The following is a 16686-nucleotide window of genomic DNA, read 5'->3' on the forward strand; positions in this document are numbered from 1 at the left end:
GACCGCGGCGGTCACCACGCGCGCGTGCGGCGGGCCGGGAGCGATCTCCCGGCCCGCCGTGTGCGTACCGGGGTGTGACGCGTCACTCACTCCCTTCCCGGCTCCCTCGAACCGTACGGCGACCGAAAACGTCCTCATGTGCGGAATGCCGGACCGCCAGTTGTTTTCCGGAACTTGCCCGGATCTGGGGGAGCTGGTGAAGATCTCGAGGTGACCTTGACAAGACCCCCGTCCCGGACCACCGGCACCGGACGGCACGCGCGGCCATCCGGCACCGGCCGGGCCGCGGCCGTGCTCGTGCTGGTGGTGCTGGCCGCGCTGATACCCGCCCTCGGCCCGTCCCCCGCCCTGCACGGCACCGGGGAGGCCGAGGCCCCGGGCACCGGCGGCATAGCCCTGCTGCGCACGGTGCTCTTCGCCGCCCTGAGCGTCCCGGTCGGCGAACTCTTCGTGAACCGGCTCGCCGGGTCGCTCCCCGGCGCTCCCGCGCAGCGCCCCCGCAGCTGGGCCCCGTACGCGGCCGCCGCCGGCTTCGTGGCCGCGCTGGGCCTGGCGTCGGTCGTGGCCACCGGCAACCTGGTGCCGGACAGCGCCGCCGACATCGACGTCGGCGGGCTCTACTCGTCCCGCGACGGGAAACTCGCCCTCCTGGAGGTCAACGGCTTCCTCGCGGTCGGCCTGTGCGCCACCTCCCGGCGCCCCGGCCTCCAGGTCTGGCCGCTGGCCGCGGTGATCGTCGCCGAGGCGCTGCGCGCGCACCCCACGACCGAGTACAGCCCGCTGCTCGGATCGGGACTCACCCTCGTCCACCTGACGTGCGCGTCCCTGTGGGTGGGCGGCCTCCTGTACGTGCTGCGGACCCTGCGCACCTGGCGGCAGGCCGAGGCGGGCCCGGCGCTGCTGGGCCTCTACGCGCGCGTGGCGGCCGTTCTGCTGGCGGCCATCACGGCGACGGGCGTGTGCAGTTCGCTGCGCCGCATGCCGCCGGGCACGATCGCGGACCAGCTGACGGACACGGCGTACGGGCGGGTCCTGCTCGCCAAGGTCATCCTCATGGTCGCGGTCGCGGCTCTCGCCCTGTGGGCCAGGGTCCGGCTGAGCCGCGCGCCCGACCCGCTGGCCGCCTGCTCCCCCGCGCGCGCGGAGGTCGCCGTACTCGGTGTGGTGGTCGCGGTCTCGGGGCTGCTGACGGCCCTTCCGGTGCCGATCCGGTGGTGATCCGGTGGTGAGTCCCGCAACGCCCGCTCACGGTCGGCCGCTTGGCGGAGGAACCGTTTCGCCTCAGCGCCGTGCGGCCCCTGCCGCACCGGAGTGTCGGTCGTGGCCCGTATCCTCATGGACCATGCTCGAAGACCGCACGACCGCAGCGCCGTCCGCCACGGCGTGGCCGGCCGCGTATCCGCAGGGGTACGCGGTCGTCGACGTGGAGACCACCGGACTGGCCCGCGACGACCGGATAATCTCCGCGGCCGTCTACCGTCTGGACGCCCGCGGCGAGGTCGAGGACCACTGGTACACCATGGTCAATCCCCAGCGGGACCCGGGGCCGGTGTGGATACACGGTCTGACGAGTGAGGTGCTCCGGGACGCGCCGCTCTTCCCGGACGTCGCCGAGGAGTTCGCCGCCCGTCTGGACGGGCGGGTGCTCGTCGCGCACAACGCCGTCTTCGACTGGCAGATGATCGCCCGCGAGTACGCCCGCGCGAGGCGTGAGGCCCCGGTGCGGCAACGGCTGTGCACCATCGCGCTGTCCAAGGCGCTGGCCCTGCCGCTGCCCAACCACAAGCTGGAGTCGCTGGCCGCCCACTTCGGCGTCGTACAGCGGCGGGCGCACCACGCGCTGGACGACGCGCGGGTGCTGGCGGAGGCGTTCCGGCCGAGCCTGCTCGCCGCGGCGGCGGGAGGTCTGCGGCTGCCGTTGCACGAGTGCCGGCCGCTGACCGAGTGGTCGGACGCGCCCGCCCCCCGGATCGGACAGCAGGCCGGTTACGGCGGCTACCGGCCGACGAGTTGGCGCCCCTCCCGCAAAAGGCCCGCATGCCCCTATCCCAACCCGGGCCGGTACGAAGCGGGCAAAAGACTCAAGCAAGGCATGAGGGTCGCCTTCTCGGGTGACACCTCCGTCGAGCGGGACCTGCTGGAGGACCGTGCCACCGAGGCCGGGCTGCACGTCGCCACGAGTCTGTCCCGGCTGACCAGCCTGCTGGTCACCAACGACCCGGACTCGGGCACGTCGAAGGTGGTCAAGGCGCGCCAGTTCGGGACGCCGGTGGTGGACGAGGCGGCCTTCGGCCAGCTCCTGAGGGACGTCGAACCGGCGGACGCGGAGCCCTGAGCCGGGCCGGGCAAGCTTCCCGGGCGAGCCGTACGGACGGGTGATTCCGGGCGACTCGCCCGGCGCCCGCTCGCCCGCGTCGCGGCGACGGCTCACCCTGTGGCGCATGGCGACATGCGAAGTCTGCGGCAACAACTACGGAATGACCTTCGAGGTCCACGCCCAGGGAGCGGTGCACGTCTTCGACTGCTTCTCCTGCGCGATCCACCGGATGGCCCCCATCTGCGAGCACTGCCGCGTGCAGATCATCGGCCAGGGCGTCGAGGTCGAGGGCCACTGGTACTGCGGCGCCCACTGCGCCCGCGCGGAGGGGAGGGCGGGGATCGTCGACAAGGTCTGAGCGCTTCGCACGACCACCGGGCAAACCGCTCGCTGAGACCCACGCCGCGGCGTGAATGTCGAACGTGCTCCCCGCCGACGCGGGAATGCTCCGCGGTGGACCCCACGGCGCTACAAGCCGGTCGTGTACTCCCCGCCGACGCGGGGCCACGGCCCTCGCAGGGACCTCCCCGCGAGGGCCGAGCGCGGTCAAGGTACCGTCGACGCGTGTACCGCTTCCTCCTGTCCCGCCAGTGGGTGATCCTCACCCTGATCGCCGTGCTGCTCATCCCCACGATGATCTGGCTGGGCTTCTGGCAGATGCACCGCTACGAGGATCGCACCGCCCGGAACGACCTCGTCGCGCGGGCGCTCGACGCGGCGCCGGTGCCCGCCGAGTCGCTGACCGCTCCCGGCAAGAAGATCACCACCAGTGAGCGGTACCGGACCGTCACCGCGCAGGGGCGCTTCGACACGGACCGCGAGGTCGTCGTCCGCCGCCGCACCGACTCCGACGACAACATCGGCTACCACGTGCTGACCCCGTTCGTGCTGGACGACGGCAGGATCCTGCTGGTCAACCGGGGCTGGATCCCCGCCGACGGCCCGAGCCAGACCGCGTTCCCCGAGATCCCCGCACCGCCCGGCGGAGAGATCACCGTCACCGGGCGGCTGATGCCCGACGAGACGACCGAGGCGAGCGGCATCAAGGACCTGGAGGGCCTGCCGGACCGGCAGATCATGCTCATCAACAGCGAGCAGCAGGCCGAGCGCCTGGACGCCCCGGTGCTCGGCGGGTACGTCGCCCTGATCGAGCCGGAGCCGGAGAACAACACCCCGGAGCGGATCGGCAAACCCGGCAACGCGGACGCCGCGCTGAACTTCGCGTACGCGATCCAGTGGTGGCTGTTCGCCGCGGCCGTACCGGTCGGCTGGTGGTTCCTGGTCCGTCGCGAGAAGCGCGAACGTGAGGCCGCCGAGGACGTGGCACCGGCGCAGGCGGAACCCGCGAAGGTCTAGCCGCCCGTCAAGGGCGTCCCGACAGCGGCGCGCAGACGGAGCACACGGACGGAGCACACGGACGGACCCGATTGCTCCGCTCCTCGTCGGGAAGACGGACCCCGTGCACCCCCACATCGAGGACTACGCGCTCATCGGCGACGAGCAGACCGCGGGTCTGGTCGGCACGGACGGTTCCGTCGACTGGCTCTGTCTGCCCCGTTTCGACTCCGCCGCCTGCTTCGCCAAGCTGCTCGGCGACGAGGACAACGGTCACTGGCGCATCGCCCCCAAGGGGGCTCAGCGCTGCACTCGGCGCGCCTACCGGCCGGACACCCTGGTCCTGGACACCGAGTGGGAGACCGCGGACGGCGCGGTTCGGGTCACCGACTTCATGCCCCAGCGCGACCGCGCCCCCGACCTCGTACGCGTCGTGGAGGGTCTGCGCGGCGAGGTCACCGTGCACAGTGTGCTGCGGCTGCGCTTCGACTACGGCTCGGTCGTGCCCTGGATGCGCCGGACCGACGGGCACCGGGTCGCGGTCGCCGGGCCGGACTCGGCGTGGCTGCGCAGCGAGCCGGAGGTGCGCAGCTGGGGGCAGGACTTCGGGACCCATGCGGAGTTCACGATCGCCGAGGGCGAGAAGGTCGCCTTCGTCCTCACCTGGCACCCCTCGCACGAGCCCCGCCCTCCGCTGGTCGACCCGTTCATCGCCCTGGAGCACAGCGTCGAGGACTGGCGGGCCTGGGCCGCGCACTGCCGCTACGACGGCCCGCACCGGGACGCCGTCGTCCGTTCGCTGATCACCCTGAAGGCGCTCACCTACAAGCCCACCGGCGGCATCGTGGCCGCGCCGACCACCTCGCTGCCCGAGGAGCCGGGCGGCGTGCGCAACTGGGACTACCGTTTCTGCTGGCTGCGCGACTCCACCCTCACCCTGGGCGCCCTGCTGTCGGCCGGGTACCTGGAGGAGGCCGAGGCCTGGCGCGACTGGCTGCTGCGCGCGGTCGCGGGCAACCCGGCCGACCTGCAGATCATGTACGGCCTGGCGGGTGAGCGGCGGCTGCCGGAGTTCGAGCTGCCGTGGCTGTCCGGTTTCGCCGGGTCCACGCCCGTACGGGTCGGCAACGACGCGGTGAACCAGCTCCAGCTGGACGTGTACGGCGAGGTCATGGACTCCCTGTCGCTGGCCCGGCTGGCCGGCATGCACCCGCAGCCGCAGATGTGGGAGCTGCAGTGCGCGCTGATGGACTTCCTGGCCACGGCGTGGCGCGAGCCCGACGAAGGGCTGTGGGAGGTGCGCGGCGGGCGCCGCCAGTTCGTGCACTCGAAGGTGATGACGTGGGTGGCGCTGGACCGGGCGGTGCGCACCCTGGAGAACCATCCCGAGCTGAGCGGCGGTGACCCGGACGGCTGGCGCGCGCTGCGCGACGAGGTGCACCGGGAGGTGTGCGACAAGGGCTACGACCCAAAGCGCAACACCTTCACCCAGTCCTACGGCTCGCGGGAGCTGGACGCCTCGCTGCTGCTCATCCCGCGCGTCGGGTTCCTGCCGCCGGACGACCCCCGGGTCGTCGGGACGGTCGACGCGATCGGCGCGGAGTTGTCCCGGGACGGGCTCGTGCGCCGGTACAGCACCGAGGGCGAGCCGGTCGACGGGCTGCCGGGCAGCGAGGGCACCTTCCTGGTGTGCTCGTTCTGGTACGCGGACGCGCTGCACGCGACGGGCCGGACCAAGGAGGCCCGTGCGCTGTTCGAGCGGCTGGTCGGGCTCGCCAACGACGTGGGGCTGCTGGCCGAGGAGTACGACCCGGTCGCCGGCCATCAGCTGGGCAACTTCCCGCAGGCGTTCAGCCACGTCGGTCTGGTGAACACGGCCCTCGCCCTGTTCGGGGACGAGGGGGCAGGATAGGGCCATGGATCTTGGACTGAAGAACCGGGTGTACGTCGTCACGGGAGCCACCCGGGGCCTGGGCAACGCCGCCGCGCGCGAGCTGGTCGCCGACGGGGCGAAGGTGGTCGTCACGGGGCGGGACGAGAAGACCGTCGCGGAGGCGGCCTCGGCGCTGGGGCCGGACGCGGTGGGCGTGGCCGCCGACAACGCCCACCCGGAGGCCGCCGGCCGGCTGATCGCGGCCGCCCGTGAGCGCTTCGGCCGCTTCGACGGCGTACTGATCAGCGTGGGCGGGCCGCCGCCCGGGTTCGTCGCCGACAACACGGACGCTCAGTGGCAGGCCGCGTTCGAGTCGGTGTTCCTCGGCGCGGTGCGGCTGGCCCGGACGGCGGCGGCCGAGCTGGAGGGCGGCGGCGTCATCGGCTTCGTGCTGTCGGGCTCGGTGCACGAGCCGATCCCGGGCCTGACCATCTCCAACGGCCTGCGGCCCGGCCTGGCGGGCTTCGCCAAGTCCCTCGCCGACGAGCTGGGCCCGCGCGGCATCCGCGTCGTCGGCCTGCTGCCGGGCCGCATCGACACCGACCGGGTGCGCGAGCTGGACGGCATGTCCGCCGACCCCGAGGCGACGAGGGCGGCGGCCGAGTCCCGGGTCCCGCTGCGCCGCTACGGCGCCCCGGAGGAGTTCGGCCGCACGGCGGCCTTCCTGCTGTCCCCCGCGGCGTCGTACGTCACGGGCGTGATGCTGCCGGTGGACGGCGGGATGCGGCACGGGTTCTAGACGTCGGGCACGGTCCCCGTTCGCGGTGGTCAGCTGACCCGCTCGGCACCGTGCTTGACGCCTTTGAGCTGGACCTCGGCCGGAAGGGCCGCGAGGTTCGCCGAGGTGCGGGCGTGGGTCAGGGCGCGGGTGGTGAGGTCGTCGAGGGCGGTGCCGGGGTCGACGTGGGGGGCGAGGAGGAGACGGACCCGGGCGGCCGGGGAGGTGCGGCGGCCGGTGAGCCGGACCCTGGTCCGTTCGACCCCGTCCACACCGTCGGCCTCCTGGGCGATGACGGCCTCCAGGGCCCGGCCGCGCAGCGCCGCGCCCTCGCCGTCACCGGTGTCGACGAGCACCTCGGTGAGCCGGCGGCGGCGCACCACGGCCACGAGCCACCACAGGGCGAGCAGCAGCAGAACGGCGAGCGCGGCGATGACGACCGGCCACCACCAGCCGGCCTCCCGCCACCTGGTCCGCTCGGCGGCGGTGAGCAGCACGTCGTGCGGCCCCTGGTGCAGCCACCAGGAGGGCGCGGGGGCGCCGAAACCGATGGCCAGCACCGAGCCGCCGAGGGCGAGCAGGACAAGGCCCACCAGCCCCAGAAGCACCCGGTCGACGGTCCTGAGCACCGTCCTCACCCCTTCTTCCCGGGGCGCGCCACCCTGACGGACACGGCGGGCGGCCGGGCCAGGCCCAGCCCGCGCACCGCGTCGTCGAGCACGCCGTCCAGATCGGTCCCTACGTCGTCCAGTTCGCGGAAGTGGGACAGCGCGCGCACGCGTGCCTTGCGGCGGCGCAGGCGCACGCGCGCCGACTGCACTCCGGCGACCTCCATGGCCCGGTCGCGCAGCACCGTGGCGGCGGCGTCCCGGTGGAGCCCGGCGCGTACGCCGGGCAGGGTGCGCCGCATCGGCAGCACCTTGCGCAGGCCGGGCGTGAGGGCCAGGAGCAGCAGCCAGAGCCCGAGGGCCGCGGCGACTCCCGCGCCGACCAGGACCCACGTGTCGTCGAGGGTCCGCTCGGCCAGTTGCCGGGCCAGGTCGCGGCGCCAGCCCAGGGCCGAGCGGCCGGTACGCACGGCGACGACGTCGTAGAGGAAGGCGGCCGCGACGAGCAGGAGCAGCAGCGCGACGATGCCCGCGGGGACGCGGCGTGCCGACCAGAAGCGGCCGGCCCGTCCGTCGGCGGCGTCGGGTCCGGGCTCCGGCGGCGGTCCGTCGCCGGGTGCCTTCCCCTCCGTGCCGGTCTCCGTGCCGGGCTCCATGACGGGCAGCCGGCGGGTGCTGCCCTCGGTGCCCTCCGCACCCTCGGTGCCCCGGGGGTCGTTCATCGCGCCCTCCCCTGCTTCGCGCCGTACTCCGCCGCCAGATGCAGCCGCTCCACCTGGACGGCGACCTCCGGCACCGCCATGCCCACCAACGCCCGTACCCGCTGGACGACTTGGTGCCGCACCTGCCCGCAGCGGGCGCCGATGTCGCACGGGTAGTCCAGTTCGAGGTGGACCCGGACGCGGGCGGTGTCGTGGTGGACCGCGACGGTGGCGTACGGGCGTGCCGCGTCCGGGTGGAGCGGACCGACCGCCTCGCGCGCCGCCCGCGCGGCGACCTTGGCGACGACCCGGTCGGCGATCCGGGTGGCTCCGCGCTCGCCCGGCGGCACGACGGTCAGGGGTTCGAGGAGCTCACCGGCCCCACCGCTCACGCCGGTCACCGCCGCCGGTCGTCGCGGGAGCGGAAGAAGTCGCCGAGGTCCATGTCCCCCTCCAGCAGGCGGCCCACGACGAAGCCGACGGCTCCCAGGGCCGCCACCAGCACGAAGGCCCCGAAGCCCCCGAAGTACCCGGCGAAACCCAGCGCCATGCCGGCGATCAGGCCGACCACGGCCATGCTCATGGTGCGCTCCCCTCAGTCCGCGTCCGCGTCACTTGATCCGAGGCTCCGGCTGCTCCTCGTCCTCCTCGTCGGGCAGCTTCACGTCGCTGACCGCGATGTTGACCTCGACGACCTCGAGGCCGGTCATCCGCTCCACGGCCGCCACCACGTTCTCCCGCACATCGCGGGCCACGTCCGAGATCGACACGCCGTATTCGACGACGATCTCGAGATCGAGGGCGGTCTGCTTCTCGCCGACCTCGGCCTTGACGCCGCGCGTCACCGACTTGGTGCCCCCGGGCACCCGGTCGCGCACGGCGCCGAAGGTGCGGGACATGCCGCTGCCCATGGCGTGCACACCGGCGACGTCGCGTGCCGCCATTCCAGTGATCTTCTCCACGACGCCGTCGGCGATGGTGGTGCGGCCCCGTTCGCCGGGGGCTCCACCGCCGCGCCGGGCGCCTTGTGCTCGCTGGGCTCCGGTCTCGGGCGTGTCCTTCTCCGTCAGGTCACTCATCGCCACAGTCCTTTCCCGGTCCGTCCTTCTCAGACCACCGTAAGCAAGGTTGCGCGATCCCGCGCCGGGGATGCGGCAGGGTGGAGGAATGACGACGGCGGACCGGTGGGCGCGGGCGGTGCGGGAACAGTTGGGGCTCGGCAGGCTGCTGCCGCTGGGCGGGCCGGGGGACGGCGCGTGGATCGCCGAGCGGGCGGTGCGCGAAGTGCTGCTGGCCGCTGCCGGAGCCGTGGCGGGTGTGCGCACGGACGTTCTGCGCGTGGCACCCGCCGATCCGGGTGACGCGCGGGAACCGGCGGTGCCGGCACCGCCGAGTGCCGTGCCGCCCGGGCCGTTGCGGGTGACGGCCGACTTCGCGGCGACGGCGGCTCAGCCGCTGCCGGTGACGGCCGCCCGGCTGCGTGCCGCGCTGGCGACGGCGGCGCGCGGGCTGGGCCTGACGGTGACGGACGTGGATCTGCGGGCGACGGCCCTGCTGGAGACGGCCGCGGGGCCCGCCGCGGGACCGGCGCCGGCACCGGGGCGCGAGCCGGGGAAGGGCGGCGCCGTCAGCCGGGGGGAGGGTGACGCGGGTCGCGTGGCGGACGCGGCGCTGGCCGTGCCGGGCGTGTCCCGGCTGACGGCCACGCTGGGCCGTGCGGTGGACATCGCGGAGCCGCCACGGGAGTCCGCCCTGCCGCGCCGTCACGTCCGGGTGGAACTGGCCGTGGGCGCCGGGCACCACGCGGTGGAGGTGGCCCGGCAGGTGCGCACGGCGGTGTCCGACGCCCTGCCGGACCGTCCCTCGGTGGCGGTACTGGTGACGGCGGTCGACTGACCGCAGTGGCGCACCGGCTACTCCGACGCGCCGACGGCCCCGGTCACTCCCCGAGACCGGCCAGGTCGCGCAGGCGGCGGCCCTGGGCGGCGCGTTCGGCGGCGCGCTGGGCCTCGTAGTCGCGGCCGACGGCGCCCTGGAGGAGCGCCTTGGTCTCGATGACGGCGTCGCGCGGCGCGGCGAGCACGGCGGAGGCCAGGTCGTGGACGGCACCGTCGAGCTGGTCCGCGGGCACGGCGAGGTTGGCCAGCCCGGTGTTCACGGCCTCCTCGGCCATGACGAAGCGGCCCGTCGCGCAGATCTCCAGCGCGCGGGCGTAGCCGACCAGGGACACCAGGGGGTGCGTGCCCGTCAGGTCCGGCACCAGGCCGAGGCTGGTCTCGCGCATGGCGAACTGCACATCGTCCGCGACGACCCGCAGGTCACAGGCGAGGGCCAGCTGGAAGCCCGCCCCGATGGCGTGCCCCTGCACGGCGGCGATCGACAGGATGTCGCCGCGCCGCCACCAGGTGAACGCCTCCTGGTACTCGGTGATGGTCGCGTCCAGCTCGGCGTCGTCGCCCCGGGCCAGGTCGATGAACGACGGTTCGCCGTCGAAGCCCTCGGGCGTGAACGCCTGCCGGTCGAGCCCGGCCGAGAAGGACTTGCCCTCGGCGCGCAGCACCACGACCCGGACGGAGCCCGGCAGCAGCCGGCCGGCCTCGGTGAGCGCCCGCCACAGAGCGGGGCTCTGCGCGTTGCGCTTGGCCGGGTTGGTCAGTGTCACCGTGGCGATCGCGTCGTCGACGGTGAGCCGCACGCCGTCCTTGTCGAGTGCGGGACCGGGGTCGTGGGCGGGCGAAGCCATGGGGCGCCTCCGAAAGGTGCGGTCGTCGTCCCCGTCGTACGCCGACGGGCATGCCGTGCGACGACGGAGTTAAGTGACTGCACAGTAACCACCCGGACGGTCCGACGACCGACCGGGTGACCACCTTCACTTTCGAAAGCCGAGGGGTCGCCCGGAGCGTCAGGCCGATGTGGCCTTCTTGCCCCGGGTAGCCCCGCCACGCCCTCGGAGCGTGACGCCCGACTCACTGAGCATGCGGTGCACGAAGCCATACGAGCGGCCGGTTTCCTCGGCCAACGCCCGGATGCTTGCACCGGCGTCGTACTTCTTCTTCAGGTCTGCCGCGAGCTTGTCGCGCGCGGCGCCGGTCACCCGGCTGCCCTTCTTCAGAGTCTCGGCCACCCGTGCCTCCTCATGGGAAGTGCGCTCTGGTCTCCTCATGATCACCCCTCCCGGCCCCGATGGCCACCCATTCGGCAAGGTCGATGAGACAAGGTTGTGACGACAGGAGCGGGTCCCCACATACGGAATACGGGATTCCAGAGAATCGTGTCCGTACACCCGAACGGGTTTCTCCACGAAGTGCCAGGTCAGAAAGGCGTCGCGGCCGGACCCCCGGCGATGGGGGGTCCGGCCGCGAAATCCGTGTAGGACACACCTCGTGATGAGGAGATCTCACACAGATGGTGGATCACGGATCGACCGAATGATCCATAACCAGTGGATCATCCATTCGATCAAGCCAGGGCGACGAGATCCGCGTAGTCGGCGCCCCAGAGGTCCTCGACGCCGTCCGGCAGCAGAATGATTCGTTCCGGCTGCAGCGCCTCGACGGCGCCCTCGTCGTGGGTGACCAGGACGACCGCGCCCTTGTAGGTGCGCAGCGCGCCGAGGATCTCCTCGCGGCTGGCCGGGTCGAGGTTGTTGGTGGGCTCGTCGAGCAGCAGCACGTTGGCCGACGACACCACCAGGGTGGCGAGCGCCAGGCGGGTCTTCTCGCCGCCGGACAGGACACCGGCCGGCTTGTCGACGTCGTCGCCGGAGAACAGGAACGAGCCCAGGGTCTTGCGGACCTCCACCAGGTCCAGGTCGGGGTTGGCCGAGCGCATGTTCTCCAGGACGGTGCGCTCGGGGTCGAGGGTCTCGTGCTCCTGCGCGTAGTAACCGAGCTTGAGGCCGTGGCCCTCGATCACCTGGCCGGTGTCGGGCTTCTCGACGCCGCCGAGGAGGCGGAGCAGGGTGGTCTTGCCCGCGCCGTTGAGGCCGAGGATGACGACCCGGGAGCCCTTGTCGATGGCCAGGTCGACGTCGGTGAAGATCTCCAGGGAGCCGTACGACTTGGACAGGCCCTCGGCGGTCAGCGGGGTCTTGCCGCAGGGTGAGGGTTCGGGGAAGCGGAGCTTGGCGACCTTGTCGGACTGGCGGACCGCCTCCAGGCCGGAGAGCAGCTTGTCCGCGCGGCGCGCCATGTTCTGCGCGGCGACCGTCTTGGTGGCCTTGGCGCGCATCTTGTCGGCCTGCGAGTGCAGGGCGGCGGCCTTCTTCTCGGCGTTGGCGCGCTCGCGCTTGCGGCGCTTCTCGTCGGCCTCGCGCTGCTGCTGGTAGAGCTTCCAGCCCATGTTGTAGACGTCGATCTGGGAGCGGTTGGCGTCCAGGTAGAACACCTTGTTGACGACCGTCTCGACCAGCTCGACGTCGTGGGAGATCACGATGAAGCCGCCGCGGTAGGTCTTCAGGTAGTCGCGCAGCCAGATGATCGAGTCGGCGTCGAGGTGGTTGGTCGGCTCGTCGAGCAGCAGGGTGTCCGCGTCGGAGAACAGGATGCGGGCCAGCTCGATGCGGCGGCGCTGACCGCCGGAGAGCGTGTGCAGGGGCTGGCCGAGCACCCGGTCGGGCAGGTTCAGCGCGGCGGCGATGGTGGCTGCCTCGGCCTCGGCGGCGTACCCGCCCTTGGTGAGGAACTCGGTCTCCTGGCGCTCGTACTGCCTGAGCGCCTTGTCGCGGGTGGCGCCCTGGCCGTTGGCGATGCGCTGCTCGTTCTCGCGCATCTTGCGGATCAGTACGTCCAGGCCGCGCGCGGAGAGGATGCGGTCGCGGGCGAGCACGTCGAGGTCGCCGGTGCGCGGGTCCTGCGGGAGGTAGCCCACCTCGCCGGAGCGGGTGACGGTGCCGCCGGCGGGCTGGCCCTCGCCGGCGAGGACCTTGGTGAGGGTGGTCTTGCCGGCGCCGTTGCGGCCGACCAGGCCGATGCGGTCGCCCTTGGCGACGCGGAAGGTGGCGCTTTCGATGAGGACGCGGGCACCGGCGCGCAGCTCGATGCCGGAGGCGGAGATCACGGTCAGACTCCTGGGCGGGTGGGTGGCGGGACGGGCGGCTGGAGGACGTTCCCGCCGTCTAATGCGCGAGGAGAATGGCCATGGGGCCAGTCTAACGGGGCCGTGCAAGCACTTTTCCCGGGTCCGGCCGTCAGCGGCCCCTTGTTCGGGGCTCCCCTGTTCGGAAGCGCTGGTCCGGGCCGTTGTCGGTGGACGGTGCCAGACTGGCGGCAGGGCTGGATTCCGGGACCTCACAGGCCAGTCGGGGTCCTCGCGGCGTCCGGCTCCGGCACCGGCTCACAAGGGAGTGATCGGCATGGCAGGCATGGACGGCGGTCGTCCCAGCGTCTACCCGACGCTGCTGTACGCGGACGCCAAGGCGGCGGTGCGCCAGCTCACCCAGGCCTTCGGCTTCACGGAACTCGCCGTGTACGAGGGCGAGGACGGCTCGGTGGCCCACGCCGAGCTCGCCCAGGGCAACGGCGCGGTCATGCTCGGCTCGAAGGGCACGGGCAGCCGCTTCGACGAGGCGATGAAGAACGCCGGGACGACGGGGGTGTACGTCGTGGTGGACGACGTCGACGCCCACCACCGCCGGGCGGTGGAGCACGGCGCGGAGATCCTGATGCCTCCGACCGACCAGGACTACGGCTCGCGGGACTACATGGCCCGGGACCTGGAGGGCAACATCTGGAGCTTCGGCACCTACGCGCCGGAGATCCGCGCCTGAACCCGGGCCGAGGTCCTCGGCCCGCCCCTCAGCCGCCTCCGGTGTGCACCTGGAACGCCGCCCGGCGCACGGCCTTGGCCAGGGCGGGGTCGGGGTGCGCGGCGGCGAGCGCGACCAGGACCTGCACGGTGCGCGGGTGCCCGACCGCCCGTACCTCGTCGAGCAGGGCCGGGACGGTGGGCTGCACCGCGGACTCCAGGTGCCGCACGAGCAGCGGGGCCTCCCCGTGGTCGGCGACGGCGGCGGCGGTGTCGACCCACAGCCAGGTGGCCTCCCGGCGGGTGAGGACGTGGTGGGCGTCCTCGGGGTCGGCGCCGTCGTGCTCGGCCAGCCACAGGAGGGCGTAGGGCCGCAACGCCGGTTCGTCGACGACGGCGCGGACGTCGGGCTCGGCGGGGGCGCCCACGACCCGCAGCGCGTCGAAGGCGAGGCCGCGCAGCAGGGCGTCCTCGCCGCGGGCGGCACCGATCAGCTCGGCGACGGCGCTGCCGACGGGGCGGGCGGCGAGCCAGGCGCGGTACTCGGCGCGGGCGGCGTTCGGGCGGAGCCGGCCGCAGCCGCGGAGCATGTCCTCGGCCGGCTGCTCGATGTTGCCGGCGGGGCTCTGCGCGGCGACGCAGATCTGCTCCAGTTTGACCCAGACCGCCCAGCTGCCGAGCGGGGTGAGCGTGGCGTGACCGTCGCCACAGGTGAGGGCGCCGACGGAGGCGAGGGCGTGCAGGGCCCAGTCGAGGAGCGGGGCGAGCGGGGTGCCGGGGGCGGCGTCCGGGACCGGGGCGGCCTCGGCGGGCTGCGGGGTTCCCGGCTCGAGCCGGGGGCCGTAGGGCACCTCGCAGCGCTCGGTGCGCAGTTCGGTGACGCGCTGCTCCAGCAGGTCCAGGAGCTGCGCCACCGGAACGGGTCCGGCGGACAGCTGGAGGAAGGACAGCACCTGGGGCATCGCGGAGATGACCTCGGCCACGGCTGCGGGCTCCTGCCCGGCGGGCTCGGGGTGGGCGAGCGACCAGGCGTCGAAGAGGGCGACCCAGCCGCGCAGCACGGCGCTGTCGTCACGGTTCCAGGCGCGCAGCCGCCAGCCGGGGCGGGCGCTGTCGCCGTGCACCTCGACCAGTCCGGCGAGGCGGGCGGTGTCCCAGTCGGCGCGGACCTCTGCCGGGGTGAGGCCCAGCTCCCGGGCCGCGCGGTCGGCGGTCGCGTCGGAGAGGGTGGCCTTGCCGTCGGCGGTCGCGCTGCCGCTGCCGAGTGCGGTGTCGGCCCAGCGGGCGACGCGGGCCGCGTCTGCCAGGCCGGAGCGTGCCATTCTGGCCAGCTCCGACCGGGCCGGGGTGCCCTCCGGAGGCCGGGGCGCGGCGCGGCGCGGACGCCGCTGGGTCATCGCTTGGGGGGCGGCGGCCAGGGGTCGCGGGCGGACGAGTCGGAGCCTGGAGTCGCGCGGGATACGGGACGTCACGGGTGCAGTCTTCCGGTTGACCGTCCGAAAACCCAAACGGAATGCGACGACCCCCGTCCGGCACGGGGGACGTATCGGTCTGGAACGCCTTCCGGAGCACGATCAAGCCACCAGTACGGCATTAAACGGAACCGGTAGGGAGCAGGGTGGGCACGGTCCCGCCGGGCCGCCCGTCACCCGTCGCCGGGGGCGCCGGCCGGGCGGCGCCCGGAGCGGACGGCGAGGGCCGCCCGCAGTACGCGACAGTCCCGGCGGACACGCACGGCACCGGACCGCCAGAACACAGCACGCGCACCGCAAGGCACCCCTCAGGCACGCGTGCCCGGAAGACACCGGCGGGAAGGCCAACCCGCGGGACGAATCGCGACGATCACCGGCAGTACACGACAGACCCGGCGGACACGCACGGCACGGACTCGACGGAGGCACGCGGCCGGGGCGTACCCGGCGGTACGGAGCACGGGGCCGCCCGTACACGGCAGGCACCGGCCTGCCCACCGGAGGCACCGGCGGGCGGGCCGGGGCGGGTGGCAAAGAGCCGCCGACTGGCCGGCGCGTCCCTGGAGGCGCACCGCACGGGTGCGCCGACGAGGCAGGGAGCAGGGCCGCCGAAGGCACCGGGCAGGGATTCGAGGGAACACCGGCACGGGTGCGCGCCGGAGTGCCCGGGCGGACCGACGGAGGCGGCCGGCGCGGAGACCGCCGGGTCACACCAGCGGGGTCATGAAGCGGCGCAGCGTCTCTTCGTAGTCGTCGGGGTCGGCGTTCCACATGGCACCGTGCGGGGCGCCCTTGACGGGGTGCAGGGCGACCAGGCGGGGATGGGTGTCGGCGAGGCGGCGGGAGAGGCGCCAGGGGGAGACCGCGTCGTCGGGGCCGTGGAAGATCAGGGTGGGGACCGCCGGGCGGTAGAGGCCGGCGGTTCCCGCGTCGTGGTCGGCGTGCAGGCCGGCGCGGCCCTGGGCGGCGCGGACGGCGAGCGGCAGGAGCGCGCCCGGGGTGCGGCGGGCGGCGGCCAGGGCGCGCAGGGTGGTCTCCCAGCTGAGGACCGGGGAGTCGAGTACGAGCCCCGCGATGCGCTCGCGTACGCCGGAGAGCGCGGCGGTGCGCAGGGCCATGGTGGCGCCGGTGGACCAGCCGAGCAGGACGACCTGGCGGGCGCCGTGTTCGACGGCGTAGCGGACGGCCGCGTCCACGTCGCGCCACTCGGTCTCGCCGAAGTGGTGCAGGCCGTCCGGCGAGGGCGGGGCGCCGACGTCGCCGCGGTAGGCGAGGGCGAGCACCGGGACGCTGCGGCGGTGCAGGGGCGCGATGAGGTTCAGGGCGTGTTCGCGGGTGGCGGCCAGGCCGTGCACGGCGATGACCCAGGTCGGCCGGGACCCGGGCAGGAACCAGGCCGGGAGCGGCCCGAGCTCGCCGGGGACCTCGACGTCGGCGAAGTCGAGGTCGAGGGCGGTGCCCGGGTTGCCGACGTACAGGTTCGGCGTGAACCAGGCGCGGTCGCCGGCCGTGAGGGTGCCGTGCGTGACGCGTTCGAGGCGGCGTACGACGGTGTCGGCGCCGTGGTCGGCGGTGCCGAGGACCGGGCCGACGACCGCGTGGGAGCCGTCGCCGGCGAGGCCGTAGCGGCCGGGGCGCAGTGCGGCCAGGTCCCGGGTGAGGATGATCTGGCCGGCGGCGGTGCCGTGCACGGTGAGCCGCGGTTCGGTGGGCAGGGGCCGGCCGGGCGGAGCCTTGAGCGCGGCGTCGCTGGCGAGCCGTCCGGCGGCGACGCTCGCCGCCCCTGCGGCCAGGGCTGCGGTGACGGCGGCGGCCGTCGCGGGGAGGATGCGCACGCCTTTCAGTTTCCCGGGGGGC

General features: G+C 73.8%; 18 protein-coding genes. 8 read left to right on the plus strand and 10 right to left on the minus strand.

The features are described from left to right. Window positions 1-210: 210 nt before the first annotated feature. The 6 genes from M6G08_RS00180 (at window position 211) to M6G08_RS00205 (ending at window position 6324) form a co-directional block, all read left to right on the plus strand. Entirely contained in the window at window positions 211-1218 is a 1008-nt protein-coding gene (locus M6G08_RS00180) for a CopD family protein (protein ID WP_272585141.1), read from the plus strand. A 124-nt stretch (window positions 1219-1342) separates the two neighbouring features. Then, on the plus strand, window positions 1343-2335 hold the full coding sequence (locus M6G08_RS00185) for a DEDDh family exonuclease (RefSeq protein WP_272585142.1): 993 nt from the start codon (window positions 1343-1345) through the stop codon (window positions 2333-2335). A gap of 106 nt (window positions 2336-2441) precedes the next feature. Continuing rightward, on the plus strand, window positions 2442-2675 hold the full coding sequence (locus tag M6G08_RS00190) for a metallothionein (RefSeq protein WP_071528763.1): 234 nt from the start codon (window positions 2442-2444) through the stop codon (window positions 2673-2675). 206 nt (window positions 2676-2881) lie between these two features. Then, window positions 2882-3673 carry an SURF1 family cytochrome oxidase biogenesis protein gene (locus M6G08_RS00195; RefSeq protein ID WP_272585143.1) on the plus strand — a complete coding sequence of 264 codons (792 nt, stop codon included), beginning with the start codon at window positions 2882-2884 and terminating at the stop codon, window positions 3671-3673. A 103-nt stretch (window positions 3674-3776) separates the two neighbouring features. After that, window positions 3777-5564 (plus strand): glycoside hydrolase family 15 protein, encoded by a 1788-nt coding sequence (locus tag M6G08_RS00200; RefSeq protein WP_272585144.1) that lies wholly within the window; start codon window positions 3777-3779, stop codon window positions 5562-5564. A gap of 4 nt (window positions 5565-5568) precedes the next feature. Then, on the plus strand, window positions 5569-6324 hold the full coding sequence (locus tag M6G08_RS00205) for an SDR family oxidoreductase (RefSeq protein WP_272585145.1): 756 nt from the start codon (window positions 5569-5571) through the stop codon (window positions 6322-6324). Between the two features lie 29 nt (window positions 6325-6353). Here the strand turns inward: M6G08_RS00205 and amaP are convergent, their stop codons facing one another. Genes amaP through M6G08_RS00230 form a run of 5 tightly spaced genes read right to left on the minus strand, consistent with a single transcriptional unit; the run spans window position 6354 to window position 8691 of the window. Then, window positions 6354-6941 (minus strand): alkaline shock response membrane anchor protein AmaP, encoded by a 588-nt coding sequence (gene amaP / locus M6G08_RS00210; protein ID WP_272585146.1) that lies wholly within the window; start codon window positions 6939-6941, stop codon window positions 6354-6356. Further along, on the minus strand, window positions 6938-7633 hold the full coding sequence (locus M6G08_RS00215) for a DUF6286 domain-containing protein (RefSeq protein WP_272585148.1): 696 nt from the start codon (window positions 7631-7633) through the stop codon (window positions 6938-6940). Before M6G08_RS00215 ends, amaP begins: the two co-directional genes overlap by 4 nt. Continuing rightward, window positions 7630-8013: a hypothetical protein gene (locus M6G08_RS00220; RefSeq protein ID WP_272585149.1), complete on the minus strand. Its 384-nt coding sequence runs from the start codon at window positions 8011-8013 to the stop codon at window positions 7630-7632. The genes M6G08_RS00215 and M6G08_RS00220 overlap by 4 nt, the downstream gene beginning before the upstream one ends. Beyond that, window positions 8010-8195, minus strand: a complete 186-nt coding sequence (locus M6G08_RS00225) for a hypothetical protein (RefSeq protein WP_073721406.1) — start codon at window positions 8193-8195, stop codon at window positions 8010-8012. Before M6G08_RS00225 ends, M6G08_RS00220 begins: the two co-directional genes overlap by 4 nt. A gap of 28 nt (window positions 8196-8223) precedes the next feature. Next, complete coding sequence (locus tag M6G08_RS00230) at window positions 8224-8691, minus strand: Asp23/Gls24 family envelope stress response protein (protein ID WP_272585150.1); 468 nt, start codon at window positions 8689-8691, stop codon at window positions 8224-8226. 88 nt (window positions 8692-8779) lie between these two features. Between M6G08_RS00230 and M6G08_RS00235 the strand changes: the two genes are divergently transcribed. Continuing rightward, entirely contained in the window at window positions 8780-9508 is a 729-nt protein-coding gene (locus M6G08_RS00235) for a nucleopolyhedrovirus P10 family protein (RefSeq protein ID WP_272585151.1), read from the plus strand. Between the two features lie 43 nt (window positions 9509-9551). Here M6G08_RS00235 and M6G08_RS00240 read toward each other — a convergent pair whose 3' ends face one another. The 3 genes from M6G08_RS00240 to M6G08_RS00250 all read right to left on the minus strand — a co-directional run bounded on the left by M6G08_RS00240 (window position 9552) and on the right by M6G08_RS00250 (window position 12670). Further along, window positions 9552-10355 (minus strand): enoyl-CoA hydratase/isomerase family protein, encoded by an 804-nt coding sequence (locus M6G08_RS00240; RefSeq protein ID WP_272585152.1) that lies wholly within the window; start codon window positions 10353-10355, stop codon window positions 9552-9554. A gap of 159 nt (window positions 10356-10514) precedes the next feature. Then, window positions 10515-10736, minus strand: coding sequence for a helix-turn-helix domain-containing protein (locus M6G08_RS00245; protein ID WP_003976983.1), 222 nt, complete (start codon window positions 10734-10736; stop codon window positions 10515-10517). A 335-nt stretch (window positions 10737-11071) separates the two neighbouring features. Further along, window positions 11072-12670 (minus strand): ABC-F family ATP-binding cassette domain-containing protein, encoded by a 1599-nt coding sequence (locus tag M6G08_RS00250; RefSeq protein ID WP_272585155.1) that lies wholly within the window; start codon window positions 12668-12670, stop codon window positions 11072-11074. Window positions 12671-12974: 304 nt separating this feature from the next. Between M6G08_RS00250 and M6G08_RS00255 the strand changes: the two genes are divergently transcribed. Beyond that, window positions 12975-13379, plus strand: coding sequence for a VOC family protein (locus tag M6G08_RS00255; protein WP_217254287.1), 405 nt, complete (start codon window positions 12975-12977; stop codon window positions 13377-13379). Window positions 13380-13407: 28 nt separating this feature from the next. On the opposite strand, the gene M6G08_RS00260 is transcribed toward M6G08_RS00255, so the two are convergent. After that, window positions 13408-14829 (minus strand): hypothetical protein, encoded by a 1422-nt coding sequence (locus M6G08_RS00260; RefSeq protein ID WP_272585157.1) that lies wholly within the window; start codon window positions 14827-14829, stop codon window positions 13408-13410. A gap of 707 nt (window positions 14830-15536) precedes the next feature. Next, window positions 15537-16664, minus strand: coding sequence for an alpha/beta hydrolase family protein (locus M6G08_RS00265; RefSeq protein WP_272585158.1), 1128 nt, complete (start codon window positions 16662-16664; stop codon window positions 15537-15539). Between the last annotated feature and the right edge of the window lie 22 nt (window positions 16665-16686).

The sequence above is a fragment of the Streptomyces sp. M92 genome, from assembly GCF_028473745.1.
Taxonomy (GTDB): domain Bacteria; phylum Actinomycetota; class Actinomycetes; order Streptomycetales; family Streptomycetaceae; genus Streptomyces.

Excerpts from the sequence above, each read along its gene's own strand:
- M6G08_RS00205 (WP_272585145.1), top strand. The coding sequence starts at position 5,569 with ATGGATCTTGGACTGAAGAACCGGGTGTACGTCGTCACGGGAGCCACC.
- M6G08_RS00190 (WP_071528763.1), top strand. The coding sequence starts at position 2,442 with ATGGCGACATGCGAAGTCTGCGGCAACAACTACGGAATGACCTTCGAG.
- M6G08_RS00230 (WP_272585150.1), bottom strand. The coding sequence starts at position 8,691 with ATGAGTGACCTGACGGAGAAGGACACGCCCGAGACCGGAGCCCAGCGA.
- M6G08_RS00235 (WP_272585151.1), top strand. The coding sequence starts at position 8,780 with ATGACGACGGCGGACCGGTGGGCGCGGGCGGTGCGGGAACAGTTGGGG.
- M6G08_RS00215 (WP_272585148.1), bottom strand. The coding sequence starts at position 7,633 with ATGAACGACCCCCGGGGCACCGAGGGTGCGGAGGGCACCGAGGGCAGC.
- M6G08_RS00255 (WP_217254287.1), top strand. The coding sequence starts at position 12,975 with ATGGACGGCGGTCGTCCCAGCGTCTACCCGACGCTGCTGTACGCGGAC.
- M6G08_RS00240 (WP_272585152.1), bottom strand. The coding sequence starts at position 10,355 with ATGGCTTCGCCCGCCCACGACCCCGGTCCCGCACTCGACAAGGACGGC.
- M6G08_RS00225 (WP_073721406.1), bottom strand. The coding sequence starts at position 8,195 with ATGAGCATGGCCGTGGTCGGCCTGATCGCCGGCATGGCGCTGGGTTTC.
- M6G08_RS00185 (WP_272585142.1), top strand. The coding sequence starts at position 1,343 with ATGCTCGAAGACCGCACGACCGCAGCGCCGTCCGCCACGGCGTGGCCG.